We start from the raw sequence: 21,137 nt of genomic DNA on the forward strand, positions 1-21,137 counted from the left end.
TCCGCCTTTTATCTATCCAGTTCTAATTCATCTTCGTCAATCACTCTACGATCAATCTGAATCTCGTTATCAGAACCAGTTTCTGCCGGCATATTTCTTCTTTCAAGAATATCGTCCCGGCTGAATTCTTCTTCTCGCTGAATGTCCATGTCATCGGTCTTTTTGGTCTCTCCGGCGCGGTTACAGCCGGAAATACCAGTCAGGGTCAGCAATGTAAGAAGGGCCATGAAAGTTTTCATAACTTACTCCTTGGTTGATTTAATGAGAACTCCAATGAAAGAAATGCTGTACTTAAGAATGACCAAAACTCATTTGACTAAAGACGTAGTTGGTATCGCTTTTGCTCTTTTCATGGTGGGCCATTAGCAAAGGAAGGTTTATGGCAAATTCAAATTATTCTCGAGATCGTGACACTCAGGAAAATTTTAATACTGATGGAAAGTATGACCTAACAGGAGAGTCAGAATTTTCTCGTGATAGTAGTGTTCCTTTTGATGAGGATGAGGTCCTGACTGAAAGGCATTACAACTTCGATTCTCCTCTTATTCGGGGAAGAGAAATCATGCGTTCGCGTGCCAGTGCCCCGGCAATGAATCGCCCAGATTATCGAGGAAGAGGACCTCGTGGATATCGACGATCCGATGAAAGCATCCGCGAAGACGTCAGCGAAGCACTGTACCGAAATAGTGAAGTTGATGCGTCTGAGATTGAGGTCTTTGTTGCAGACGGACGAGTCACATTGAAAGGGACTGTTAAAGATCGGAATCAAAAAAGGGAGGCCGAATCTGCGATTGAAAATCTTGTGGGCGTTGATGACGTCTTCAATGAACTCAGGATCGCAGTGGCCGACTCATCACCCCCCAGAAAGTCCAAAGGACTAGTTGAGGACAATATTACGGGAATGAACTAGAGCGTCCCAAATTGCCACGGTATCCAGGCGGTAATAACTGTTTAGAGTAGATAATAAGAGGCCCCGAGTTTGCACTCTTCCTCCTAGATGAAGTTCATCATCTTCCTTCTTGTAGGCCTTGTCGTACTTGGCTCCTGCGGTCGTAATGAATTTCCCAATTACGATGACAAAGAGGTCATAACGCTAGAGGAAGAACAAGGAAACTACAGGGCCGAATTTAAGACCCTCAATAAGAAGTGGGCCAAGAAGGTTCACGGATATTCTATTTTATGGTTACGCGGTAATCAATTCTACGCGCGGGTGAGTGTTTCCACTCGCATGCCTCATGTTCAGCATCTTCAATACATTCATGAAGGAACAAAGTGTCCAGGAAGTGGCGCAGATCTTAATCAGGACGGTGTGATTGATCTCAATGAAGTGATCATCGCTTCGGGAAAAGTATTGATCCCCTTAGATGGGAATTTAGTGACCCGTAGAGGTGGTGAAGAGGGCTTTCCGCGAGGAAATGAAGAGGGGAAATACATTTATTACAGGGCCGCCTCCTTCAGGGAGATGATGATAAATCTCCGTGGAAGACCTGATCGTCAATATGCCACAGTCCCTGCCGGGGCTCCACTGCGCTTACAAGAAAGAGTCATCGTTATCTACGGCATCGCGAGCAGTATGACCTTTCCCATTGCCTGCGGAGAAATTTTTGAAGATTACGATCCTTACGAATGATTAAAAATCAGTCTCCGGAGCGACATCATCCATGTTCCAATCAGTATTGGCCGCATCCGGCGATATGATTTCTTCCTGGCGCTCTAAATCCGCCTTCTCCATCTCTGATTCGTTCATAGGGAAAGTGTATTCAGAAGGAGTTCCTTCCTCACTTAGCATCTCGTCCTCGTTGATGTAGCCAGAATCCTGGGCAAATGAGAGTGAAATAGAAGACGTAAGGGCCGCTAACATAATAAACAATATGAACATCGGCTTCATGTCGATCTCCTGTTGATTTCCAAGACAGCATACGGGTCTGCGATTCATCAATGGAAGAGTGGCCGCGTAAGGTGACAACATTCTGAGTCACTAGTCAGGAGGGGGAAAATGCCCTTTCAGGCGGTTATGGACCAATGCCTTCTTGCGGTAAAATTAAAGAATGAAAAATAACGAGCGCTTCGATGTCTTGTCCACTAAATCAGAAAAGTCCGGGGTGAGTGGCGTTGTTGAATCTCTGCTTCGCCGCTTTCGTACGGTGGGCTTCATTCTCCTGCTTTCTCCCATTGCATTGATTTATGTTTTTTGCATGGGACTGGCCTTCTCTCCTGGGGTGATGCTTTTTCAATGGGTGCAGGAGTTGACCGCACATTCTCATACAATCCTGAAAGGAATTTCTCTTGGGTTTTCCATGGCCTTGGGGTGGGTGATGTATGGGCTCTCGATCATCTTCATTGTCCCAACTGTTAATAAACTTCTTCCCCTTAAAGTTGCTCCTCTTCGCGCCAGCTGGTTTAGCTTAAGTGTTATCCCTTGGTATTATCACAATGCTCTCACTTATCTTGTGCGATACACTTTTTTGGATTTCATCACTCCAACTCCACTTAACATTCTTTTCTTTAAAATGATGGGAATGAAAATTGGGAAAGGTAGCATGATCAATACATCCAATGTTTCTGATCCCTGCTTAATTGAGATTGGTGATTATGTGACCATTGGTGGTTCTGCCACCATGATGGCCCATTATGGAATGAAAGGAATTCTCATCATTGATAAATTAGTGATCAAGGACAAGGCGACCATCGGGCTTAAGGCATCACTATTTGGAGATGTTGTCGTAGGAGAGGGTGCTACCATTAAACCCAATGATGTACTGTTACCAAAAACCCGAATCCCTGATCGAGAGAAAGACGCCGCTTAATGAGTCATGGGCGAATCTTCCAGTCCTTCTGAAGGGTAGAGATCTTCACGGTCCTCTGTTCGTTCTCCCACCAGTCTGATCCATTCTTCGAATGCCGCAAAGTACTGAAGAAGTAATTCTTTGGTCTTCTCATTGGTCAAGCGGTCCTGCTCATCAAAGGCATGAGAAGCATTGAAATACATTTCAGGTTGTCCCAATACACTCATATTTAAGTAGGCCATTACCTGACGAAGATGATGTTGGGCGCCGAAAGTACCAATGGCACCGGGAGAAGCACCCAGAAGTGCCGCCGGTTTTCGGTTCCATAAATTTTGTCCATAAGGTCTTGAACCCCAATCGATGGCATTTTTTAAAACACCCGGGAAGGAGCGATTATATTCTGGAGAAATGAAGAGCACCGCCTGCGCCTCACGAATAAGGTCTTTAAACTCAGAGACGATATCAGGTGGATCCATTTCCAGATCCTGAGAGAAGAATGGAAGTTTTGAAATATCGAATGTTTCGAATTCAAAATGAGGGATAGAAAGTTCCTGAATGGATCTGAAGTACTTCTTGTTCAAAGAATTGCGACTGATGCCACCCACCAGAGTCAGAGTCTTGATCGCCATAAATCCTCCTCGGTTTACCTCACAAGTGGACCATGAGAAGACGTTGCTGAAAACTAAAAGAGAGCTTAAAAAGTCATTATTCCACTTAAGTCGGTTATGTGGAAAAATTCCGTCTCATTATTCTTAAACTGCTTCAAATTTATACTTGGGCCTGGTCTATGTCTTGCAGCTAGTCCGTATATAACTTTCACCAAGGAAGGGTTATGGATATTTATGAAGCTTTAAAAAAGGACCATGAAGAATTGAAGATAGTTCTTGAGGAACTTGTTTCGTTGAGGGCCGATGACGATTACCGCTATGTCCTCATCGAAGAAATTAGAAATGTATTGGTTCCGCACTCGCGAGCTGAGGAATCAATTTTTTATAATACGCTTCGAGCGGTGAACGCTGATAAAAAAATTGTGTTTCATGGATATCAAGAGCACCTTGAAACTGAAACGTTACTCCGAACACTACAAGTCATGGATCGCATGAATCTTGATTGGAAGGCCACTGCAAAAAAACTTCAGGAATCGTTTCTTCATCACATTGAAGACGAGGAAAATGAAATCTTCGCAGAGGCACAAAAAGCTTTCACAGAAGAAGAAGCTGTGAGTATGGCAGATGCCTTTTTGCAGTTAAAACCGAAGATCGAGAAAGAAGGATTCATGAAAAACACCGTGGATATGGTGATCAATTTGTTGCCCCCTCGTCTGGCCGATAAGCTCAGAAATATCGGAGAGAATCGGGCGGCTTAAACCGTCCAGGAAAAGTTTCACCTGATCCATTGCCGAATTGTTTTATTTATCTCATGAATGGACTCTATTAATGTCTTGAATCAACGGGCTTCTTTAAATTAAACGCTGGTTAAAACTAATTGTTCTAGTTCTTTGGCGAGAAGTTGATACGTTTGAAGTCTTCATTGTGACAGTCGTATCTACTTTCGCTGGCGGAAGTGATTTCATCCTTTTCAGAGATTTCATGGCCTCTTTGGCCATAAATTGGACGAGCTCATCCATGCTTAGATTTTTGCCAAGAAGATCTTTCAGCTTTTCTACGGTGGCCATTGTTTCATCAGATAAAACATAAACTTCTTGGATTTTATCTTTTGAAATCCTTTTTGCCTTACCCGGCTTTTTCTCTTTTCCTGTGATCTCAAAGAGTCTTTTTTCACATTCAGTTTTAGTGAGACCTTCCACTTCTTTTAAAACTTCTTGCCTTTGAGATTTATCTTCAATGAAATCATTCACTAATGAAATATTTGTAAGAGTTAGTTTGCCTGATTCGATTTTCGGTTCTATTTCTGGCATTTCTGCCAAGGCCCTTGCTGCCACAATTCTTCTTTGAGCGCCACTTTCTGAATATCCAAGTTCACGAACGCAATAAGCGAACAGCGAAGAATAATTTAGTTCGTGATAAAGCTTTCTTCGCTCTATCTCTTTCAAGTGATGAAGTAGTTTGGTGATGACCACTCTTTCGGAGCTCGCCAATTTTTTTGTATCACTCAGTAAAATTTTATTTGCAAGATGATTAAGTCTCATGTTAGAAAAAATACGGAAAAGATACGGATATGTCAACTTCAAAAAAAAGGAGATTAAGATTCACTTCCGCTGGCGAAAGTAAAACAGAGGCACTTTTCAAGAGATGTTTTATTCTTCTATACTTTTAGAATGAATAAACTATTTACACTTGGTTTTCTCCTCGTTCTTTCTCAAAATCTTAAAGCTTCTGACATCTGTTCTAGAAGTTCTCAGGATTTAAGGGTTTTCTTGGATCAGAATAGTTCCAGGATTTCTTTTAAGAACGATGGGGGATTATTCAATCAAGGTGTATGTTGGTGGCACAATAGAATGCAACGTTCTTCTGCTTACTTAGTAAGCTACGAACCTTCATTACCGCCTCCATCACGTCCTGAATTGTTAAAGATTCTTCTTTCTCTTCGCAATATGGACTCGGCAGTTGTCATTCCTGGGTATGAGGATTTTTTAACTTTTTCCCAGGATTACAAAAAAGAAATTCAGGAAATCCTGGATGGTTGGCAAAAGCTTGATGGATTTTTCAACTTTCAATGGATTCGTGGAATTTCTGGACAATCAGAACTACCGAGTGAGCAAATGCTCGCAAGAATGCGTGATGTGTATACCTATTATAAATATACGCCGGCCCCACTATGGATCATGGCCCAAATCAAAGGACTAACGTCTCATTCATTTTTGATTTTGCGCATGCACGAGATCGCAAATGGATATGAGATGGAGTTGATTGATAGTAACCATCCTCAAGAAACTGTGAAACTGACCTATCACGAGGGAGATACTGCTCTCCGTGTGGAAGGTGGAAAGTATACTTTTGTTCCTTACGTGGGATTTCAAAACGACTATAAAAAAATTGGTGAAGCTCTTAAAAGACGTTGTGGTGAGAAGACATTCCCAATTGATCTGAGCGATCTTAAAGAAGGTCAGATCGAACTGTAATTACTTACAGTATTGGGAAACCACGTTGAGAACCACATCGATATCGATGGGTTTTTTAAGAAATCCAATTGAACCTTCAGTGTTCGTTTTGTCGGCGACAGCAGAAACAATTAAAACTGGAATTGGTGCAAGAAGTGTGTCGGCCATAATTGTGTCCAGAAACTGACGACCATTCATGATCGGCATCATCATGTCGAGCAATACCAAGCATGGTTTGGCCATGGACCCAAGAACGTCTAAGGCCTCTTTGCCATTGGTCGCGGCCTTCGTGATGTAGCCTTCTGACTCGAGCAGATCAACCATGACGTTGCGGATATCATCATCATCTTCAACAATCAGGATCGTTTTACATTTTCCTGGTATGGCCATGTGTATTCTCCTCGGGCATAGATTAGCAATTCTTCATTCACAAAGTGATGGGACACTGTGCTCAGGAAGTTTGCCACCTGCGATTAGAAATTTTGCCTCATTTGATCAGGCATAGCTCGGTGGGCCCACTCTGCAATCAACGACTTACCTTTTGGCAAAGCTTTTGCTCTAAGGGCAAAGTTGATTTTTTCAAGGAGTGAGTCATGAAATTTAAATCGCCGGTTCCATTTCTTTTTGTTGCTTCACTATTTGCCCTCGCTGCATGCGGTGGCGGAAGTGGGAGTAGTTCATCATCAAAACAAAATGAGAATGCCGAGCTTCAGGAAGATAATGATCAAGGGATTTATCGTGCCGTATTAACGCCAGTGAATAAGAAGCTAGTTGCTAATACTACAGGAACAATCGAAGTACGTATTGATGGAGATGAAGTTGTCATTGAATCAACGGTTGCGGGAGCACCATCAGGTGTGAAGCACTTTCAAAATATTATGACGAGCTCTGAGTGTCCAACTGAGGCCAGCGATGCCAATGGAGATGGAGTTGTAGATATTATGGAAGGTTCGGCGAGCTTTGGAAAAATCCTGGTGCCGCTTGATAGCAATATCAGTGATCAATTACTTGGAAATGATTTTGGGCCAATTGCTAATGGTGCAGGTGCGTATGTTTATCGCAAGAGTACTTCATTTGCTCAACTGATGGCGGATCTCAATGCTGAAGACCCAGATAAGGAAGACTTCTTTGCGAAGCTATCTCCAACTGAAACCTTAAGGCTCTCAAAACGAGTCGTAGTTGTTCATGGAGTGAGTCGTAATTCAGATCTTCCGGCGACAGTGGCAACTCTTGGAGATGCGGCCGCGGATCAGTTGATTCCGATTGCCTGTGGGAAACTTGTTAAAGTGCACAGCGAAGACACGACCACTGCGGATGCTGCGAGAAGTGAAACAAGCAGCGAAACGACAACTGGAGCACGCTTCCTCTAATCTCTTTTTAGAAGTTCTTCCAACTGGGGGGCCCTATGAAAGAGGTTTTTTTAGAGGGATTGTTGTTGCAAGCAAGTCTCATCTTTGCCCTGGGGCCCCAGAATCTTTTTGTGCTGGAGTCGGGTCTTCGCCGACACCATCACATTACGGTGAGCTTTGTGTGCTTTCTCTGTGATCTCTCCCTCATTATGTTGGGAGTGGCAGGGGCGGCGACCTTCTTTAATCACTATCCACAGATCAAAATCTTTTTCGGAGTGGTAGGAGTAGGGTTTCTTCTGCTCTACGGATTTGGAAAAATCACCACACCAGAAGAGAGCTTTGTTGTGGGGGCCGCCAAGGCACCCGGCACTTTAAAAAGTGTCATTCTAAAATCCATTACTTTTAGTGTGATCAATCCCCATGCCTACCTGGATGGAATTGTCCTGATTGGTGGCTATTCCGCCAAATATAGCGACATCTACCTGAGGCTCACACTAGGAATGGGAGCTGCGACTTTTTCACTCATCTGGTTTCTGCTCTTGTCTCTTGGAGCAAGTGTTATGATGCCATTTTTCCAATCTCCCAAACGCATGCGTTTAATGATGGGAAGTGCGGGACTCATTCTTTTATTCCTCTCGGCGAAACTCACCCTGGATGTATACGGCTGGCTTCTGGAAACTTATCCGGAAACGGCAAGTGTGCTCCATTTCGGTCCAAGATAAGCCTGGCAAAAATTCCCAATCGTCTTTAAAATATTTATAAATTCAGTCCAAGGAAAAATATGAAACTATTTTTGTCTGCTCTTTTACTTGTTTCACTAAATGCATTTGCTGCCAAAGGTCCAGTGGTTGTGATGGAGACCAGCATGGGTACAATTGAAATCGAACTCAATCAGGAAAAGGCCCCAAACACAGTTAAAAACTTCTTAGGCTACGTAGATGATAAATTCTATGACGGCACAATCTTTCACCGTGTGATCGATGGCTTCATGATCCAGGGTGGTGGCTTTGATGAAAAAATGAATGAGAAGAAAACCAAGGCGCCAATTAAGAACGAAGCCAATAATGGTCTAAGCAATGACACTGGTACAATTGCCATGGCCCGCACGAATGATCCTCACTCTGCCACGGCCCAGTTCTTTATCAACGTAAATGACAACTCACCACTTAACCACACAGGTGAAAATCCAGCGGGTTGGGGTTATGCGGTTTTCGGTAAAGTCACTTCAGGTATGCACGTTGTGAATAGAATTAAGATGGTTCGCACCGGTAACATGAACGGTCACCAGAACGTACCAATGGACACTGTTGTAATTAAGAGTGTGAAACGTAAGAAGTAATTACTTCATCAAGCGAAAGCAGTTCTGAACCACGAAGATCAAATCATCAACCTCTAAGGGCTTATTGAGAAACTCAAAGGCCTTTAGGGGTTCTTTATACTCCTGAAAACGATTATTGGCAGTGAGAAGAATCACAGGAATGTGAGAGTAACGAGTGTCTTCCATTTGAAGCTCTCTGAACTCAAATCCATTCATCTCCGGCATCATAAGATCCAGGACAATCAAATCCGGTACAAAAGATTTTTCGGTCATGACCCTGAAGGCCTCAAGTCCATTCTTGGACACCTCCACGAGGTATCCTTGACCTTCAAGAATTTCTCTCAAAGAGTTTCGAATAGAGGGATCGTCTTCAACAATTAATATTTTTCTTTTCATCATGAGTTCATGTGATGATGCTTGGCCTCTTCAAATTCGTAGGCGAATTGTTCCAGCTCATCGGGGCCAAAATCTTCCTTTGCTTCGGCGAACAGTTTACCTTCTTCATGCTCAACATGGATACTACAAAGCTGTTCTAATTCCAAAAAAGTTTTTAACCATTCTTTAGATTCGGTATCCAAAAAGTTTAATTTCTGAATGAGCTCTTTGATCTGATGGTGCTCGCGGTTGTTTTCTTCAACCAATCTTAAGGTAAATTCACCAGGTGTTTCATTCAGAATTTTAGTATGAAGGGTGACTTCTTCGCCTTCCATATGGGGGATCATCTCTTCTTTCCATCTTGCGAATAGTTCTTTGCGAAGCTTATTCGTTCTTGCGGTTTGAATTTCGTGCAGAAGGGCATGCATCTCTCTGTGCTCTTTTCGTAGTTTGTTTAAAATTGTCTCTGGCATACATCCTCCTGATAGCGAGCTGATTACTGATCGGGTACAACGTCGTAACGGTTTTGTTCAATCTCCTCTTGCTGGAGCTGTTCATCAGGTGATTGTTTCTGCTCTTCGATCTCTTGCAATTTTAGTTCTTCTTCCTCTGTCAAAGGTTGTTCTTCCTCTTCAGGAGTGACCTGATTCAGGGTCGCGGCGGATCCACCCATAGCACTTGTGTTGGCCGGATTTGGACTACCCATGGCCCATACTGTTGACATGAAAAAAAATGAGCAAAAGACTACAAATATTTTCATGATTGCCTCGCATAACATCATTGAATCGGCCCGGAGATGAAGATGAAACTAAAGTTCCTCTAAAGGGTAATTGACCAAAGTTTTTTTTCAATGGCCCTGCAGAGAGAGCATTGAGTATGCTCGATGGTTGAGATGTATAACTCTGGAGGAATATATGATTACTAAATCAGAAGCGAAAAAGTTCTTTAAACGTTTTAGTAAAGATGCGGGAAAGACATACCGCACTTTCTCAAAAGATCTCTCTAAGAGAATCAGCAAAATCCAGGATCGAATTCCTAATCGTTAATCAGTCTTACTTCTTTAGATCGAACCAACTCCAGCAGAGTAATCTCTGGAGTTGTTCCTAAACGCACAAGTGGTCCCCAACTGCCTGTTCCTGGATTCACGTACACCCACATATTTCCTACGCGATGAAGACCTTGTGATAACTTGTGAACGAATTTCACCACGATGGTCCAGGGAAAGAATTGGCCCGCGTGAGTGTGGCCGGAAAGTTGTAAATGAAAGCCGCTCTTCTCGGCATCTGGAGCAATCCCCGGACGATGAGAGAGAAGGATCTTAAAGCTTGCGGAGTCGGCGTACTTCGTATCAAGATTAGGAGTTAATCGGGAAACCGGATCAGGAATTCCGGCCACCAGGACATCCGCTCCTTGATGCTTAACTATCTTTCCCCGATTCACGAGATTGATGGTCCCTAGGTTATTAAGCACAATTAACCATTCGTTGGCGTTCCAGTAGTATTCATGGTTTCCCGGAATGAAGAATGAGCCGTAGGTCGATTTTAAATTTCCAATGGGGGCAATGTCCTCCCGATACTCACGAACATTTCCATCCCCAATATCACCCGTCAAAACCACAATATGACATTTAAGAGCATTTATTTTTTTTACAACTTTTTCCACATAGCGTTTTCGAATGGTGGCACCAACATGCAAGTCACTAATCTGTGCGATCTTAAAACCAATGAGATTTTCATTCAGATCATTCACTGGAACTTTAACATGCTTTACCCGAGGTCCACGGGAAGCATTGATCAATCCCACAATGAGACTCACAACAGTGAGAATAAATACATAACTGATAGGGGCCAGTTCACCCGTGATTAACCAGGCAATGTCACGCACGATGGTAAAGACCACTAGAAAAGTAAGGAATGCCATGGCCATGTAGGCCAGATGTATTTGTAAGCGAAACAATCGTTTGAAGGGAAAACTAGCAATGAGAAGAAAGAGAAGTCCCAGCATGGGCCAGTGTGACCAATGACTTCCTAGGCGAAATCCCAGGTATAAATAGGCAGGTGCCAGGATGGATGTAATAAAGAATAAGAATCTCAATTTCTGTCCAATTAAAGCACTTCACTTCATTTCATAGGTGCGCATCTTTTCACCCACAATCATTCCCGTTAAGGTCAATCACGACCAAGGAGGGTCACCATGAAAACTGTCATGCCTCTGATGTTCTTCTTCTTATTTTCATTCTCGGCCTTTGCAGATGAATTCACCAGTCGGGTCGAGCTGATTGAAGAAGGTGAAGGAAATTTACCACACTTGATTAAACTTGAGAATGGGCGCGTGGTCTTTCTGGACGAAGAAGAACGAGAGTTAATAACAGACTTTGAAGACAGTCAAAGAAATGGCGATTACCTGGAAGTCGTGGTGGATAATACTAATAGTTTTGTAAGTGCTGAAACTGTTGAGAATGAAAATTCGGTCTCCCCTGAAGAGGTAAAAACAGCGCCAAATTTTTCTTACGATCCCACTGTCCTGGGAAGTTACTCTGAGGCAAATAGCATTTTCTCACGCATGAGAAGAAACTATCAGAATGAATCTCAGTGCTATAACCGTGCTCATATCTGGGCCTATGAAGAATATAAACGTTCGAACTTAAACTCCATGAAGCTCTTTTTGTTCTTCACTAATCGTTACATTCGTAACTATCGATACCAATGGTGGTTTCATGTTTCACCGATGGTTTTAGTGAATGAAGGAGGAGCATCAGTAGAAAGAGTTTTGGATCGCCGTTATACCACTACACCACGTTTCGTGAATTCGTGGACGAATATCTTTATCTATAGCGGACGCAAATGTCCTGTTGTACAAAAATACAACGATTACCGGAATAATCAGGAGAAAGAGGATTGTTACCTGATTCCGGTGAGTATGTACTTCTGGCAACCGCGAGATATCGTTAGTCGTGACAATAATGGTTACGAGAAAAAATCATTCATTAAGTCTGAAGTCGATTGGGCATATTGGGAGGCCTTTTAAAATTAAGGTACAGAGAGGTAAAAAGTTTTTTACCATGCCTCCATGGCCTTAATTAAAAAGTCACATCCAAAAAATGTTCCCGGACCTTTGTTCGTCGATACCACTTGTATTGATTGTGGGACTTGTTTTCATCTGGGACCAGATCTCTTTCGGGAAAACCACGATGATAAATCGGTGGTGATGAAGCAACCAGAATCAAAGGATGATTGGCAAAGGGCCAAGCAGGCGATTCTTTCTTGTCCCACCAATTCCATTGGGGTTCAAAACGCTCCTGAAATTTTCAAACAATTAGGTGCTGGTCTTCCGCTCCACATTGCGGATGCCGTTTACTATCTCGGTTATACGTCTCGAAATTCTTTTGGGGCCTCAAGCTACCTGATTAAACGAGAAGAGGGGAATGTCCTGGTAGATTCACCTCGCTATCATCCGTGGCTTGTGCAGGAACTGGAAAAGCTTGGTGGAGTTCGTAAAATGTTTCTCTCTCACCAAGATGATGTAGCCGATCATAAACTCTTCTGCGCTCATTTTAAGTGCGAAAGAATCATTCATGAAGATGAGGTGACCTCGGACACTGCAAATGTCGAAACCATTCTTAAAGGTGAGGACGACATCCAGTTAGCAGCAGACCTGTCTGTTATTATGACGCCGGGCCATACTAAAGGCTCCATGTGTCTACTTTATAAAAATAAATTTCTCTTCACCGGAGATCACCTCTTTGTTGATACTGCCCATCATATTCTGTTAGCGTCAAAAGGGGTTTGCTGGTACTCCTGGGACGAGCAGATTCGGTCAGTTGAGAAACTTCTTAAGAAAAATTATGAATGGATTCTTCCAGGGCATGGAGGGTGGGGACAGTTTTCGCAATCTCACGCAGCACTTCAAGCACTCATCAAAGAAATGAAATTCAGAAATCTTTAGATTCCCACCGTTGCTTCTTTTAAGAGTGGCCCTACAATTTTAGTATGCACGATCATCACCACAATCATGTTCTGGTCATACTCTCAATTATTATTGCGATTGTTTCTTCCTATATTGCTCTCGATCTCGCTAACTCATTTGCCTACGCCAGAAGACGTCATCGGTGGGGATGGCTCCTCGGAGGTTCATTTGCACTGGGGGTCGGCATCTGGAGTATGCATTTTGTCGGTATGCTGGCCTTTAGTTTACCGGGAATTGAAATTGCCTACGATGTTCCCTTGATGGTGCTCTCCATTGTGGTGGCCATCGGTGCTTCGGCCTTGGCCCTTTATATTGTGAGTCTCGAAACTTCGAGCCTGATTACAAAGGTCGGAGGAGGTCTGGCCATGGGTGTGGCGATCGCGGGCATGCACTACATTGGTATTGCGTCTATGCGTATGTCGGCCATCATTCACTGGGACATGTTTTGGGTCATCCTTTCAATTGTTATCGCAGTGGTTTCTTCTTTCATTGCACTCTTTCTTGCCTTCAAACTTAAAAACGATTTTAGCCGAAATGGATTTCTTCTTCGTGGATGCGGTGGGATCTTCATGGGATTTGGTATCTCTGGTATGCATTACGCAGGCATGTTCGGCATGCATTTTGTGCCCGTGGAAGAGGCGACTGAAAATTCATATCAGTTACTTGCTTCAGATGGTCTTTTGGTCGCGGTCTTGCTCGCCACGACTTTAGTTCTGGGAATTGCTATATGGGCCTCCGCGATTGATCGCTCAATGAATCAAAAAATTGCCATGACTGAAGTCCTGGAGGGCGCCATTATTTCTCGTGATAACTTTCTATCAGTTGCTTCTCATGAACTTCGCACTCCCTTGACCTCAATTAAACTTCAGACTCAACTTCTCATGCGTTACATCGAGAAGGCAGGTATGAATGGAGACATGTCTCACTACATTCAAAAGATGCTCAATCAAACTGATCACAGCGTTGAACGACTATCGCGCTTAGTGGATGACATGCTCGACATCTCTCGCATCCAGACCAATAAGTTAAGCCTTGAAGTGGAGGAGTTTGATCTCTCTCAAATGGTTCAAGACATCGTGGAAGGTCTGACTCCACATCTTGCAGAAAGAAATTGTTCTGTGACATTTAAAACCACCGGACCAATTGTGGGAAGATGGGATAAATTTCGTTTAGAGCAAGTGGTAACAAATCTTTTAACCAATGCCGGCCGCTATGGAAGCGGGAAGCCCATTGAAGTCTGGGTCAATCGCAATGGTAACGAGGCCCAGATCCATGTTAAGGATTATGGTTCGGGGATTGCCAAGGATGATCAGGAACGTATTTTTCAGCGCTTTGAACGGGCCAATGCGGACATTTCGGGGTTAGGTCTGGGTCTTTTCATCGCCCGGGAAATCCTCAAAATGCATAACGGACAGATTTTTGTAGAGAGTGAGTTAAATAAAGGGGCCGAGTTTATTGTCAGTCTGCCTCTGTCCTTGTAGTATCCGCGCCATGAAAGAATTCAATTTAGAAGGTTCAGAGTTTATTCCTCTTTGTGATCTTATGAAGATCACTGATCTAACAGGCTCCGGAGCAGAGGCGAAACACCTTATTGCTGAAGGTAAAGTTAAAGTCGATGGTCAGGTTGAGCTTCGCAAGCGTTGCAAGATCCGCTCGGGCCAGGTCGTAGATTTTCAGGGCGAAAAAGTAAAAGTCATCTGAAGTCAAAAAGACACCGAGAGTGTCACTGTGACCCTATTTTTACAGCATCTGCATATTAAATTCTGTCACCCCTTATAAAAGTAATTTGGTTGTTTTATACCTAAGGATACGTCTTCAATTGATAGGGAGTATCCAAATGAAGTCCAAAACAATCTTGGTCCTCGCATGTCTTGTTTCTGCACCAGTCTTCGCTCAAAGTCTTCCGGATGAAATTAACTTTGGACCCTATGAGACTCGTTATAGGACCCTCGAAAAAGAAGTGGCGGCGGCACAGGCCCAGCTAAATAGTTCTCGTACTTCACTTCAAGAGGCCCAGCGTTTTATCTCTGAGATGACCCAGCACCTTTCTGATCTTCATGATCAGATCCAGGCGGCAGAGGAAGAGATTGCGGCACTGGAAATCGAAATTCCTCAATTAGAGCGTAGAATTTCAACCCTTCAAAATGAACGCTCCCGCGCAGAAAACGAAATCCGAAATCTTCAATACCAACAATCACAATTAGAATCTCGATATAACCAGGCCATTCGCGAGATGCGACCGCTTGAAGACGCCATTGCTCGTAAAGAGCAGCGCTATCGTGAACTTCATTCTGAAAGGACACAACTTCAGCGTCAGGAGAGTGAAGCAGAGTCTCGACTTCGCCGAGCAAATTCTGAGGCCCAACAAATTGATAGGGCCGTGAATGAAGAATATCAGAAGAAAAAACAGATGGAGCAAGAACTGGCCGGTGCTCAAACTAGAATCAGCTCTTTAGAATCTGAAATTGCTCGCTCTGAATCTACAGTTAATTCTCTGAACGCGAGTCTTGGTTCTGAACGTGGAAAACTCGCTTCGCTTGAGAGTCGAGTTCAGGAGTATCAGGCACAAGTAAATAGTCTTCGTGCGGCGGGTGCACCAGCTGCAGAAATTCAGGACGCGGAAAGAAGATTGGGAGCGGCCACTAATGCCCGCAACAATACCGCTAATGACATCAGAAGAATGGAAGGGGAAATCAACCGTGCGCAAGCACAAGTGAGAACGCAGAGATCTCAACTGGATGAAGCAAGACGCAACCAGGCCGCTTTACCGGGAAGAATTGCCCAGGCACAAGGCCGCATCGATAAATTATCAGTTGAACGTCGACAGGTGAAAGACGAAATGGATCGCAGTGAAAGACAACTGGCCCAAGTTCGTACTGCTCAGGCGATGAACGCTAATATCATGGCAAGTGTTCAACAAGAGCTGGCCAATCACCAGGCGGATCTTCAGCGTCAACGTCAGTATGCTGATAGCATTGCTCGTGATGCTCAAAATGTTCGCTCTCAAATTGAGAGTCTTTCTAATCATAGTAGAAACCTAAGCTCGCAAATTGCCCAGGCCTCAGAGAGAGTTCGTAGCAACCAGGCGACGATTCCTCGTTTACAGGCGGGTATTCGTGCGGATGAAAAAGAGATTGCTGAAGGTGAGGCGGATCTGGCCCGTGCGCGTACAGACGAGAGAACTTTCACTCAGGCAGTGGCAAAAGATGAAATCAAATTGGCCGATCTCACTCGTTCACGTGATTCTGCTCAAAATGAAATGAGCACTCGTCGAGATCTCTATCAAAGATACTTAACTGAGGCCGAGGCACTTGGTGCCGGACAGGCGGAAACGGGAACAACTCTGGGACGTGCAGAAGGCTCTCGTCTTTCATCCGCCCTTGCAAAACAAAATGGTATGGCCGTGGGGCAAGAGATGGGTCGCGCTGAGGCCCGTTACTGGGGAAGTGTTCGTGGAGAAATTCAAGGTTATGATCTTGGTTACTCCGAGGGACTGGCCTCAATCGAAGACCGCACACGCGCAATTGAAGAGGCGAGCCTTAAGGCCGCTCAGGACGCTGAACTATTTGCTCAAAGAAACTTTAAGCCAGTTTTCTTTGAAGAGTTTGTACAAGCTGAATTTAAAAAACCAATGATGGCCGCTTTAAAGTCCCTTCAAATGATTCGTGGAAGTGTCGCTCTTGAAGGTGCTCGTGAAAGTGTTGGGCCACTTTCTCCATCGGAACTAGCACGTAGTGAAGAACTAAAAACTCCGCTGGATGCTTCAATTGTAACGGCCGCAAAAGATGTAAAAGCTGTTGAGGCCCGGGCCCTCCGAATCTCTGAACCGGAAGTGGCATTCCAGGTTCCAACCAAAATACCGTTTGGAACAGTTGCTTGTGCCCAAGTCTATAAAGGACTGGCTGTTTTTAAGGCCGCTTGTGAAGGCTCATATAAGGGCACATTCGCAAATAATTATGTGACTGCCGCTCGTGAAGAGTTTGGCCAGTCCTATCAGCGTCAGTTTCAATCAGAGTTTGATGCAGCAGATGTTTCACAAAGAGAAGCAAGTTTTCCCCAAGAGCTCTCAGAGGCCTCAAAGATTGGTCGAGCTGAAGGAACTCGTATCGGTAAAATCGAAATCTACCAGCGTACATATGAGTCCACTTACAAATCTTCGTATGAAGTTGAAATCGTTAAGGCCAAAGAGAAGTCAAAAGGGGACGCCTCTCGAGAACTTCAAGAGTACTTGAGAGTAAAACCACTCCTGACAGTGGACTCAACTGCCTTAGCAGCTGAAAACTTCCGCGGTGGGGAAGAGATTTCAATCGTTGGTAAAGTTAAAAACGTGGCCGCGGTTCCTTTAAATGGTCCGGTGATGGTGAGAGTTACTGAAGTTGTGAATGCTCAAAAAATTGATGGGGAAGTGACTCTTAATTCTGCCCCTGCCTTGTCGCTGGCCGATCTTCCGGCCTTGAAATTGAAAGTAAATGACTCTGCTCGCGCCGGTGAAAAAGTAATTGTTCGAGGGGTTGTTGAACTTCCGGGGGATTTATACCGAGCCATCCGTCAGGAGAAGTTTGAGTTAGTGCAGACCCTTAGTGCAAATCCGGCCCATGATCTTGGAATGAATTACAATAAAACTCCGGACATTAAAGGTGTTTTCCGCCGTAACATTCACTTCATGAGTGTTAAGGTCTCACCAAAGATAGAAGAGATTAAAGACGGCTATGAAGTGGTTTTAAAGGCCGTGGGTGAGAATGCTACACTGGTTGATCAAAATGAGACCTCACTTAAAACAGGTGGCATTCTACAGGGTGCTGCCAAAGAAGTTCGCTTCTCTTACAGCTTTAAAGATGCTGCGAAAGGGAAAACAATCAATCTGGAGCTGTCGGTTATTTATTCTGGTAAAGTGTTGAAGAAAGAAGCAATTGTTCTTCTCCCTCACTAATGGTTTAGCTGGTCGGGACTACGGTTCCGGCCAGTTAATTCTTTGATTGGTGGTTGTCCCGTTGCCAAGATCAAATTCATTTATCTGATCACTCTCTTCCATTTCAACTTGTTCCTGCTTATCTTCCTGATCCAGGATTTGCCCGCTCGCATCTCTCACAGGTGCCGCTGATTTTGTTTTTACGGTATCTGTTTGATCAGGCGCCTTACTTTCTTGTTTTACCTCTGCTGCTGGAGTGAGTGCCATTCCGAATAGTGCTGTAACTAATACGGGAAATAAATATTTCATGGTGCCTCCAATACCTATTTTGACACACAGAATTTTAAACGTGCAATTTTAGCTTGGCTTAAATTTACGACGGCAGAAAGTCACAGATAAAAATAACAGACCTTAGGAGGTATCTATGACTGAACCACAGAAAGTTATTGATGACCGTAAGATTAATGTCATGGAGGCCTGGGACGTCATGTATTGGTGTGACGAACTAAACCTTAGGGCCGATGAATTAAAGGATATTGTGAGACAGGTAGGACCAGGAGTTCATGATGTGAGACTTCATCTCGCAAAAAAGCTTCTCATTAACTGGCCCGTGACTTACTAAAAGAAGGTCCTGGCAAGCAGGACCTTCAACTAAGATTACTGATCGTCGCTGGCGTCGCCGGACGTATTAATAGCATGGCGTTCGCGGTTTGTACGAGTACGCTCATTGTAGTTGACTTCGTCTTTAGCGTCATCGTCAACAATCACTGAACGCTCTTCCATTCTTTCTTCTACCATTTCATCATCCAGATCATTGCCATATCCTTCTTCATACACGGCCTCTTCTTCTTCAATTACATTTGATCTGGCCCCCATGTTCCCTGCATAAGCGGGAATGGCAAGCATTGCCAGGAGAGGGATTGTCATAAACTTCTTCATAAAAACCTCCAAGGTTTACCTTTTGATTTCCGTGATGGTTTCGGCCTTAAGATTTTGGTCATTACTATATTTAGTGAGATCCTGAAGTGTGAGCATTCCCACTGGCTGTTCGCTTTCATTGACCACTAACAGACGGGAGATTTGGTTCTCACGCATGATTTTTGTGGCCATTGTTATGTCATCACCTTCACGTACAAAAACAATGTCGCGGGTCATGGCGTGAGAGATGGGATCGTCAGTGGCGTGCCCATGGGCAACGCAACTCACGACAATATCTCTATCTGTTACGAATCCTACTGGTCGTTCGTTCTTATATACTGGGACCGCACCGATATCTTCACGTTTCATTAAGGCCGCGACCTTTTTGATGGAGTCATGAATCTGTACGGTACTGACTCCTTTGTGCATAACTTCTGAAACTTGCATCGTGACCTCCTTGTTCTCAGCTTGATTTTGACATCGCTAATTGAGGTGTAGAATATAATTTCTCTAAAGGATGATTGAGGTGATGCTAAAAAAGAAAGGGAAGCGATTGCTTCCCTCGGTTTTATTACTGATATTTTTCGGCCAGCTCTTCCACTAAGTAACCGATAGCATACGGAACAGAGTGGTCGCGGCTTTGTGACCAGGTCACAGCATGGGTGAAGCCAAGTTTGTGCATCCATTCATGCATAAGATTGTCGGCCACTTTAATGGGAGTGTACTTCGTGAAATATTTCATATTCATCCAAATGCGTACGGTATTTGGATAAGTGTAACCAATGGTGTTTGTCGTTTGATGGTAGAGTTCTAACTCAACATCCATGATGTTATTCTTGCTGGTATTCCCCATCTTCTCAGCGCCTTCTAGAATTTTTTGGTAGACCTCTTCATTGGTCATACCTTCATTCCCGAAGAAACCTTTTTTACCTTCGTAGGTATAGTTTAAAACACGATCTTTAAATTCTTCCGAAGAGATGACCTTTTTAATGATGGCGATGGCCTTCATCACTTTTGCCTCTTGCTCTTCATTGAAGTTCACCAAGTAAACGTCTGCGTCCCAGCTTCTTGCTTCTTTCGGAACGTCCTCCTGCATCTGCGGCAGTTGTTCAGATTTTTTCTTGGATAATTTATGGTTCAAAGATGTCTGGCGTTGCTCCTGATTTTTATTGCAGGAAATAAGCGCCAAAAAAAGAAATAAGACAGAGAAAGTTTTCGTCATGGTTTAATCCTTCCTGGATTAAAAATCACTCCATTCTTGCACATGCACTAAAGTTGGCCATGGGGGCAAAACTTTCTGCCGAATGGAGAGATATTGTTGATAGAAAAACTACTAATCAATCGCCTTTGCCATGTCTCGCATAATGTAACCAACACCATACGGAACGGAGTAAGGACGTCTGTCAGTCGCTTCAGAGTCATGTCCGAAACCCAATTTATGGAGCCACTCGTGAGTCATATTCATGGCCACTTTATATGGAGGAAAATCCGAAGAGCCGAGGTACTTTCGATTCATATAAATGGTCTTGATATTGGCCATAGTGTAGCCAATGACATTTGCGTCCACATAGTAGGTCTCAAGCTGGACATCCATGGCATTGTTTTTCGCCGGGCTTAGCTTTTCCGCGCCTTCGAGGATCTTTTGATAGATCTGAGCATTAGTTAGACCGTTGTTTTGAACGAAAGTTTTCTTACCGTTGTATTTGAAATTTAAAATGCGGGACTTAAATTTATCAGAGGCAACTACTTGCTTAATGAGTTCAATGGCCTTTTGTACTTTGTCTTCGTTGTTAGCACTAAAGCCAGTCAGTTTTGCATTTACTTCAAAGGTCTGCGCAAGAGTTGGTGCCGGATCAGTCGCAGAATCCTCATCTGCTACTTGCCCTGCATTGTCTACTTCGCTTGCATCAATTTGTGATGTTTTACCTCCAGCGCTACTACCGCCGCCGCCTCCGCATGAAGCGAGAAATAAAAACAAGAACAGGAGAGAGAACGTTCGAGTCATGAATACCTTCCTTAGTTTGTATCGGATCAAATTCTTCTTCAATCCTTTAGACATTCTTTAGATGTGGACCCATGTTAATCAAAAAAAGAAGGCATCATCAACCCGTTATGGCCGAAAAATTTAATTAAAATGAAGAGCTGACTGAGTAGATCAGAAAGATATTTTTGTGAAATTATAATGTTGGAAAATATGGACGGTGCATTCTAATCAGAGAATGCACCAAGCTAGAAATGTGTGTTGAATTAATGACGGATCAATTCTTCGAGTTCAACTTTCTTTTTATTCACGACTTGCTTCACTCCGAATTTCGCAAGTGCGTATTGGATCTTAGGAGGGCTTTTCAAATAGGCCTTAACCATTTTCTTCTTAAACCAACCAATGTCCATTTTATCAGTGAGTTTACTGGCACCTTTAGTGATCATCTTCTTCATGTCTTTTTTCATGTTCACT

The 21,137-nt window shown here is 43.6% G+C and carries 31 protein-coding genes; 16 read left to right on the forward strand and 15 right to left on the reverse strand.

Annotated features, from left to right (window positions below):
- Window positions 1-8: 8 nt before the first annotated feature.
- Window positions 9-239, reverse strand: a complete 231-nt coding sequence (locus SOO65_RS09390; RefSeq protein WP_321399684.1) for a hypothetical protein — start codon at window positions 237-239, stop codon at window positions 9-11.
- Here SOO65_RS09390 and SOO65_RS09395 point away from each other — a divergent pair.
- The 3 genes from SOO65_RS09395 to SOO65_RS09405 all read left to right on the forward strand — a co-directional run bounded on the left by SOO65_RS09395 (window position 226) and on the right by SOO65_RS09405 (window position 1,630).
- Window positions 226-366, forward strand: a complete 141-nt coding sequence (locus tag SOO65_RS09395; protein ID WP_321399686.1) for a hypothetical protein — start codon at window positions 226-228, stop codon at window positions 364-366. The two genes, SOO65_RS09390 and SOO65_RS09395, sit on opposite strands and share 14 nt — an antisense overlap.
- Window positions 367-379: 13 nt before the next feature.
- Entirely contained in the window at window positions 380-910 is a 531-nt protein-coding gene (locus tag SOO65_RS09400) for a BON domain-containing protein (protein WP_321399687.1), read from the forward strand.
- An 87-nt stretch (window positions 911-997) separates the two neighbouring features.
- A complete protein-coding gene (locus SOO65_RS09405) occupies window positions 998-1,630 on the forward strand; it encodes a hypothetical protein (protein ID WP_321399689.1) in 633 nt (210 codons plus the stop codon).
- Here SOO65_RS09405 and SOO65_RS09410 read toward each other — a convergent pair whose 3' ends face one another.
- On the reverse strand, window positions 1,631-1,888 hold the full coding sequence (locus tag SOO65_RS09410; protein WP_321399691.1) for a hypothetical protein: 258 nt from the start codon (window positions 1,886-1,888) through the stop codon (window positions 1,631-1,633). It abuts the gene before it with no gap.
- A gap of 160 nt (window positions 1,889-2,048) precedes the next feature.
- Here SOO65_RS09410 and SOO65_RS09415 point away from each other — a divergent pair, with 160 nt between their 5' ends.
- Window positions 2,049-2,807 (forward strand): hypothetical protein, encoded by a 759-nt coding sequence (locus tag SOO65_RS09415; protein ID WP_321399694.1) that lies wholly within the window; start codon window positions 2,049-2,051, stop codon window positions 2,805-2,807.
- On the opposite strand, the gene SOO65_RS09420 is transcribed toward SOO65_RS09415, so the two are convergent.
- Window positions 2,804-3,415 carry an NADPH-dependent FMN reductase gene (locus tag SOO65_RS09420; RefSeq protein ID WP_321399696.1) on the reverse strand — a complete coding sequence of 204 codons (612 nt, stop codon included), beginning with the start codon at window positions 3,413-3,415 and terminating at the stop codon, window positions 2,804-2,806. The genes SOO65_RS09415 and SOO65_RS09420 overlap by 4 nt on opposite strands.
- A 203-nt stretch (window positions 3,416-3,618) precedes the next feature.
- On the opposite strand from SOO65_RS09420, the gene SOO65_RS09425 reads away from it, so the two are divergent.
- Window positions 3,619-4,152, forward strand: a complete 534-nt coding sequence (locus SOO65_RS09425) for a hemerythrin domain-containing protein (protein ID WP_321399699.1) — start codon at window positions 3,619-3,621, stop codon at window positions 4,150-4,152.
- A 93-nt stretch (window positions 4,153-4,245) separates the two neighbouring features.
- Here the strand turns inward: SOO65_RS09425 and SOO65_RS09430 are convergent, their stop codons facing one another.
- Window positions 4,246-4,935, reverse strand: a complete 690-nt coding sequence (locus SOO65_RS09430; protein ID WP_321399701.1) for a hypothetical protein — start codon at window positions 4,933-4,935, stop codon at window positions 4,246-4,248.
- A gap of 129 nt (window positions 4,936-5,064) precedes the next feature.
- Here SOO65_RS09430 and SOO65_RS09435 point away from each other — a divergent pair, with 129 nt between their 5' ends.
- On the forward strand, window positions 5,065-5,868 hold the full coding sequence (locus tag SOO65_RS09435; RefSeq protein ID WP_321399704.1) for a hypothetical protein: 804 nt from the start codon (window positions 5,065-5,067) through the stop codon (window positions 5,866-5,868).
- Here SOO65_RS09435 and SOO65_RS09440 read toward each other — a convergent pair whose 3' ends face one another.
- Window positions 5,869-6,237, reverse strand: coding sequence for a response regulator (locus tag SOO65_RS09440; RefSeq protein WP_321399706.1), 369 nt, complete (start codon window positions 6,235-6,237; stop codon window positions 5,869-5,871).
- Between the two features lie 203 nt (window positions 6,238-6,440).
- On the opposite strand from SOO65_RS09440, the gene SOO65_RS09445 reads away from it, so the two are divergent.
- Genes SOO65_RS09445 through SOO65_RS09455 form a run of 3 tightly spaced genes read left to right on the forward strand, consistent with a single transcriptional unit; the run spans window position 6,441 to window position 8,535 of the window.
- A complete protein-coding gene (locus SOO65_RS09445; protein ID WP_321399709.1) occupies window positions 6,441-7,217 on the forward strand; it encodes a hypothetical protein in 777 nt (258 codons plus the stop codon).
- Between the two features lie 35 nt (window positions 7,218-7,252).
- The gene (locus SOO65_RS09450; protein ID WP_321399711.1) at window positions 7,253-7,918 is read left to right on the forward strand and encodes a LysE/ArgO family amino acid transporter; all 666 of its coding nucleotides are present in this window, start codon (window positions 7,253-7,255) and stop codon (window positions 7,916-7,918) included.
- 59 nt (window positions 7,919-7,977) lie between these two features.
- Window positions 7,978-8,535: a peptidylprolyl isomerase gene (locus SOO65_RS09455; RefSeq protein ID WP_321399713.1), complete on the forward strand. Its 558-nt coding sequence runs from the start codon at window positions 7,978-7,980 to the stop codon at window positions 8,533-8,535.
- Here the strand turns inward: SOO65_RS09455 and SOO65_RS09460 are convergent, their stop codons facing one another.
- From SOO65_RS09460 to SOO65_RS09470, 3 genes are read right to left on the reverse strand one after another with little or no spacing between them, the layout of a single operon-like run.
- Window positions 8,536-8,913: a response regulator gene (locus tag SOO65_RS09460; protein ID WP_321399715.1), complete on the reverse strand. Its 378-nt coding sequence runs from the start codon at window positions 8,911-8,913 to the stop codon at window positions 8,536-8,538. It lies immediately after the preceding gene.
- The gene (locus SOO65_RS09465; RefSeq protein WP_321399717.1) at window positions 8,910-9,362 is read right to left on the reverse strand and encodes a hemerythrin domain-containing protein; all 453 of its coding nucleotides are present in this window, start codon (window positions 9,360-9,362) and stop codon (window positions 8,910-8,912) included. The genes SOO65_RS09460 and SOO65_RS09465 overlap by 4 nt, the downstream gene beginning before the upstream one ends.
- Window positions 9,363-9,385: 23 nt before the next feature.
- Window positions 9,386-9,613, reverse strand: coding sequence for a hypothetical protein (locus SOO65_RS09470; RefSeq protein WP_321399719.1), 228 nt, complete (start codon window positions 9,611-9,613; stop codon window positions 9,386-9,388).
- Window positions 9,614-9,803: 190 nt separating this feature from the next.
- On the opposite strand from SOO65_RS09470, the gene SOO65_RS09475 reads away from it, so the two are divergent.
- On the forward strand, window positions 9,804-9,935 hold the full coding sequence (locus tag SOO65_RS09475; protein WP_321399721.1) for a hypothetical protein: 132 nt from the start codon (window positions 9,804-9,806) through the stop codon (window positions 9,933-9,935).
- Here the strand turns inward: SOO65_RS09475 and SOO65_RS09480 are convergent.
- A complete protein-coding gene (locus tag SOO65_RS09480; protein WP_321399723.1) occupies window positions 9,925-10,893 on the reverse strand; it encodes a metallophosphoesterase in 969 nt (322 codons plus the stop codon). The two genes, SOO65_RS09475 and SOO65_RS09480, sit on opposite strands and share 11 nt — an antisense overlap.
- 189 nt (window positions 10,894-11,082) lie before the next feature.
- On the opposite strand from SOO65_RS09480, the gene SOO65_RS09485 reads away from it, so the two are divergent.
- From SOO65_RS09485 to SOO65_RS09505, 5 genes are all read left to right on the forward strand, one after another.
- Window positions 11,083-11,916, forward strand: a complete 834-nt coding sequence (locus tag SOO65_RS09485) for a protein-glutamine glutaminase family protein (protein WP_321399725.1) — start codon at window positions 11,083-11,085, stop codon at window positions 11,914-11,916.
- Window positions 11,917-11,958: 42 nt separating this feature from the next.
- The gene (locus SOO65_RS09490) at window positions 11,959-12,834 is read left to right on the forward strand and encodes an MBL fold metallo-hydrolase (RefSeq protein WP_321399727.1); all 876 of its coding nucleotides are present in this window, start codon (window positions 11,959-11,961) and stop codon (window positions 12,832-12,834) included.
- Between the two features lie 44 nt (window positions 12,835-12,878).
- A complete protein-coding gene (locus SOO65_RS09495) occupies window positions 12,879-14,336 on the forward strand; it encodes a sensor histidine kinase (protein ID WP_321399729.1) in 1,458 nt (485 codons plus the stop codon).
- Between the two features lie 10 nt (window positions 14,337-14,346).
- A complete protein-coding gene (locus SOO65_RS09500; RefSeq protein WP_321399731.1) occupies window positions 14,347-14,556 on the forward strand; it encodes an RNA-binding S4 domain-containing protein in 210 nt (69 codons plus the stop codon).
- Window positions 14,557-14,692: 136 nt separating this feature from the next.
- The gene (locus SOO65_RS09505) at window positions 14,693-17,785 is read left to right on the forward strand and encodes a coiled-coil domain-containing protein (protein WP_321399734.1); all 3,093 of its coding nucleotides are present in this window, start codon (window positions 14,693-14,695) and stop codon (window positions 17,783-17,785) included.
- Between the two features lie 18 nt (window positions 17,786-17,803).
- Here SOO65_RS09505 and SOO65_RS09510 read toward each other — a convergent pair whose 3' ends face one another.
- Window positions 17,804-18,073, reverse strand: a complete 270-nt coding sequence (locus tag SOO65_RS09510; protein ID WP_321399736.1) for a hypothetical protein — start codon at window positions 18,071-18,073, stop codon at window positions 17,804-17,806.
- 115 nt (window positions 18,074-18,188) lie between these two features.
- Between SOO65_RS09510 and SOO65_RS09515 the strand changes: the two genes are divergently transcribed.
- Window positions 18,189-18,386, forward strand: coding sequence for a DUF3606 domain-containing protein (locus SOO65_RS09515; RefSeq protein ID WP_321399738.1), 198 nt, complete (start codon window positions 18,189-18,191; stop codon window positions 18,384-18,386).
- A gap of 35 nt (window positions 18,387-18,421) precedes the next feature.
- Here the strand turns inward: SOO65_RS09515 and SOO65_RS09520 are convergent, their stop codons facing one another.
- The 5 genes from SOO65_RS09520 to SOO65_RS09540 form a co-directional block, all read right to left on the reverse strand.
- Complete coding sequence (locus SOO65_RS09520) at window positions 18,422-18,703, reverse strand: hypothetical protein (RefSeq protein WP_321399740.1); 282 nt, start codon at window positions 18,701-18,703, stop codon at window positions 18,422-18,424.
- Between the two features lie 15 nt (window positions 18,704-18,718).
- On the reverse strand, window positions 18,719-19,129 hold the full coding sequence (locus SOO65_RS09525) for a CBS domain-containing protein (RefSeq protein WP_321399742.1): 411 nt from the start codon (window positions 19,127-19,129) through the stop codon (window positions 18,719-18,721).
- 124 nt (window positions 19,130-19,253) lie between these two features.
- The gene (locus SOO65_RS09530) at window positions 19,254-19,904 is read right to left on the reverse strand and encodes a hypothetical protein (protein WP_321399745.1); all 651 of its coding nucleotides are present in this window, start codon (window positions 19,902-19,904) and stop codon (window positions 19,254-19,256) included.
- A gap of 111 nt (window positions 19,905-20,015) precedes the next feature.
- A complete protein-coding gene (locus SOO65_RS09535) occupies window positions 20,016-20,687 on the reverse strand; it encodes a hypothetical protein (protein WP_321399747.1) in 672 nt (223 codons plus the stop codon).
- A gap of 242 nt (window positions 20,688-20,929) precedes the next feature.
- The gene (locus SOO65_RS09540) at window positions 20,930-21,130 is read right to left on the reverse strand and encodes a hypothetical protein (RefSeq protein ID WP_321399749.1); all 201 of its coding nucleotides are present in this window, start codon (window positions 21,128-21,130) and stop codon (window positions 20,930-20,932) included.
- Between the last annotated feature and the right edge of the window lie 7 nt (window positions 21,131-21,137).

It is taken from the genome of Peredibacter starrii (assembly GCF_034259205.1).
Lineage (GTDB): Bacteria > Bdellovibrionota > Bacteriovoracia > Bacteriovoracales > Bacteriovoracaceae > Peredibacter > Peredibacter starrii.

Bases quoted from the DNA above. Each gene is read 5' to 3' on its own strand.
- SOO65_RS09515 (WP_321399738.1), top strand. From the start codon at position 18,189: ATGACTGAACCACAGAAAGTTATTGATGACCGTAAGATTAATGTCATG.
- SOO65_RS09410 (WP_321399691.1), bottom strand. From the start codon at position 1,888: ATGAAGCCGATGTTCATATTGTTTATTATGTTAGCGGCCCTTACGTCT.
- SOO65_RS09475 (WP_321399721.1), top strand. From the start codon at position 9,804: ATGATTACTAAATCAGAAGCGAAAAAGTTCTTTAAACGTTTTAGTAAA.
- SOO65_RS09495 (WP_321399729.1), top strand. From the start codon at position 12,879: ATGCACGATCATCACCACAATCATGTTCTGGTCATACTCTCAATTATT.
- SOO65_RS09485 (WP_321399725.1), top strand. From the start codon at position 11,083: ATGAAAACTGTCATGCCTCTGATGTTCTTCTTCTTATTTTCATTCTCG.
- SOO65_RS09415 (WP_321399694.1), top strand. From the start codon at position 2,049: ATGAAAAATAACGAGCGCTTCGATGTCTTGTCCACTAAATCAGAAAAG.
- SOO65_RS09450 (WP_321399711.1), top strand. From the start codon at position 7,253: ATGAAAGAGGTTTTTTTAGAGGGATTGTTGTTGCAAGCAAGTCTCATC.
- SOO65_RS09465 (WP_321399717.1), bottom strand. From the start codon at position 9,362: ATGCCAGAGACAATTTTAAACAAACTACGAAAAGAGCACAGAGAGATG.
- SOO65_RS09520 (WP_321399740.1), bottom strand. From the start codon at position 18,703: ATGAAGAAGTTTATGACAATCCCTCTCCTGGCAATGCTTGCCATTCCC.
- SOO65_RS09530 (WP_321399745.1), bottom strand. From the start codon at position 19,904: ATGACGAAAACTTTCTCTGTCTTATTTCTTTTTTTGGCGCTTATTTCC.
- SOO65_RS09510 (WP_321399736.1), bottom strand. From the start codon at position 18,073: ATGAAATATTTATTTCCCGTATTAGTTACAGCACTATTCGGAATGGCA.
- SOO65_RS09480 (WP_321399723.1), bottom strand. From the start codon at position 10,893: ATGCTGGGACTTCTCTTTCTTCTCATTGCTAGTTTTCCCTTCAAACGA.
- SOO65_RS09460 (WP_321399715.1), bottom strand. From the start codon at position 8,913: ATGATGAAAAGAAAAATATTAATTGTTGAAGACGATCCCTCTATTCGA.
- SOO65_RS09505 (WP_321399734.1), top strand. From the start codon at position 14,693: ATGAAGTCCAAAACAATCTTGGTCCTCGCATGTCTTGTTTCTGCACCA.
- SOO65_RS09470 (WP_321399719.1), bottom strand. From the start codon at position 9,613: ATGTCAACAGTATGGGCCATGGGTAGTCCAAATCCGGCCAACACAAGT.
- SOO65_RS09430 (WP_321399701.1), bottom strand. From the start codon at position 4,935: ATGAGACTTAATCATCTTGCAAATAAAATTTTACTGAGTGATACAAAA.
- SOO65_RS09440 (WP_321399706.1), bottom strand. From the start codon at position 6,237: ATGGCCATACCAGGAAAATGTAAAACGATCCTGATTGTTGAAGATGAT.
- SOO65_RS09500 (WP_321399731.1), top strand. From the start codon at position 14,347: ATGAAAGAATTCAATTTAGAAGGTTCAGAGTTTATTCCTCTTTGTGAT.
- SOO65_RS09405 (WP_321399689.1), top strand. From the start codon at position 998: ATGAAGTTCATCATCTTCCTTCTTGTAGGCCTTGTCGTACTTGGCTCC.
- SOO65_RS09525 (WP_321399742.1), bottom strand. From the start codon at position 19,129: ATGCAAGTTTCAGAAGTTATGCACAAAGGAGTCAGTACCGTACAGATT.
- SOO65_RS09455 (WP_321399713.1), top strand. From the start codon at position 7,978: ATGAAACTATTTTTGTCTGCTCTTTTACTTGTTTCACTAAATGCATTT.
- SOO65_RS09445 (WP_321399709.1), top strand. From the start codon at position 6,441: ATGAAATTTAAATCGCCGGTTCCATTTCTTTTTGTTGCTTCACTATTT.
- SOO65_RS09425 (WP_321399699.1), top strand. From the start codon at position 3,619: ATGGATATTTATGAAGCTTTAAAAAAGGACCATGAAGAATTGAAGATA.
- SOO65_RS09535 (WP_321399747.1), bottom strand. From the start codon at position 20,687: ATGACTCGAACGTTCTCTCTCCTGTTCTTGTTTTTATTTCTCGCTTCA.
- SOO65_RS09435 (WP_321399704.1), top strand. From the start codon at position 5,065: ATGAATAAACTATTTACACTTGGTTTTCTCCTCGTTCTTTCTCAAAAT.
- SOO65_RS09540 (WP_321399749.1), bottom strand. From the start codon at position 21,130: ATGAAAAAAGACATGAAGAAGATGATCACTAAAGGTGCCAGTAAACTC.
- SOO65_RS09390 (WP_321399684.1), bottom strand. From the start codon at position 239: ATGAAAACTTTCATGGCCCTTCTTACATTGCTGACCCTGACTGGTATT.
- SOO65_RS09395 (WP_321399686.1), top strand. From the start codon at position 226: ATGAAAGTTTTCATAACTTACTCCTTGGTTGATTTAATGAGAACTCCA.
- SOO65_RS09420 (WP_321399696.1), bottom strand. From the start codon at position 3,415: ATGGCGATCAAGACTCTGACTCTGGTGGGTGGCATCAGTCGCAATTCT.
- SOO65_RS09400 (WP_321399687.1), top strand. From the start codon at position 380: ATGGCAAATTCAAATTATTCTCGAGATCGTGACACTCAGGAAAATTTT.
- SOO65_RS09490 (WP_321399727.1), top strand. From the start codon at position 11,959: ATGGCCTTAATTAAAAAGTCACATCCAAAAAATGTTCCCGGACCTTTG.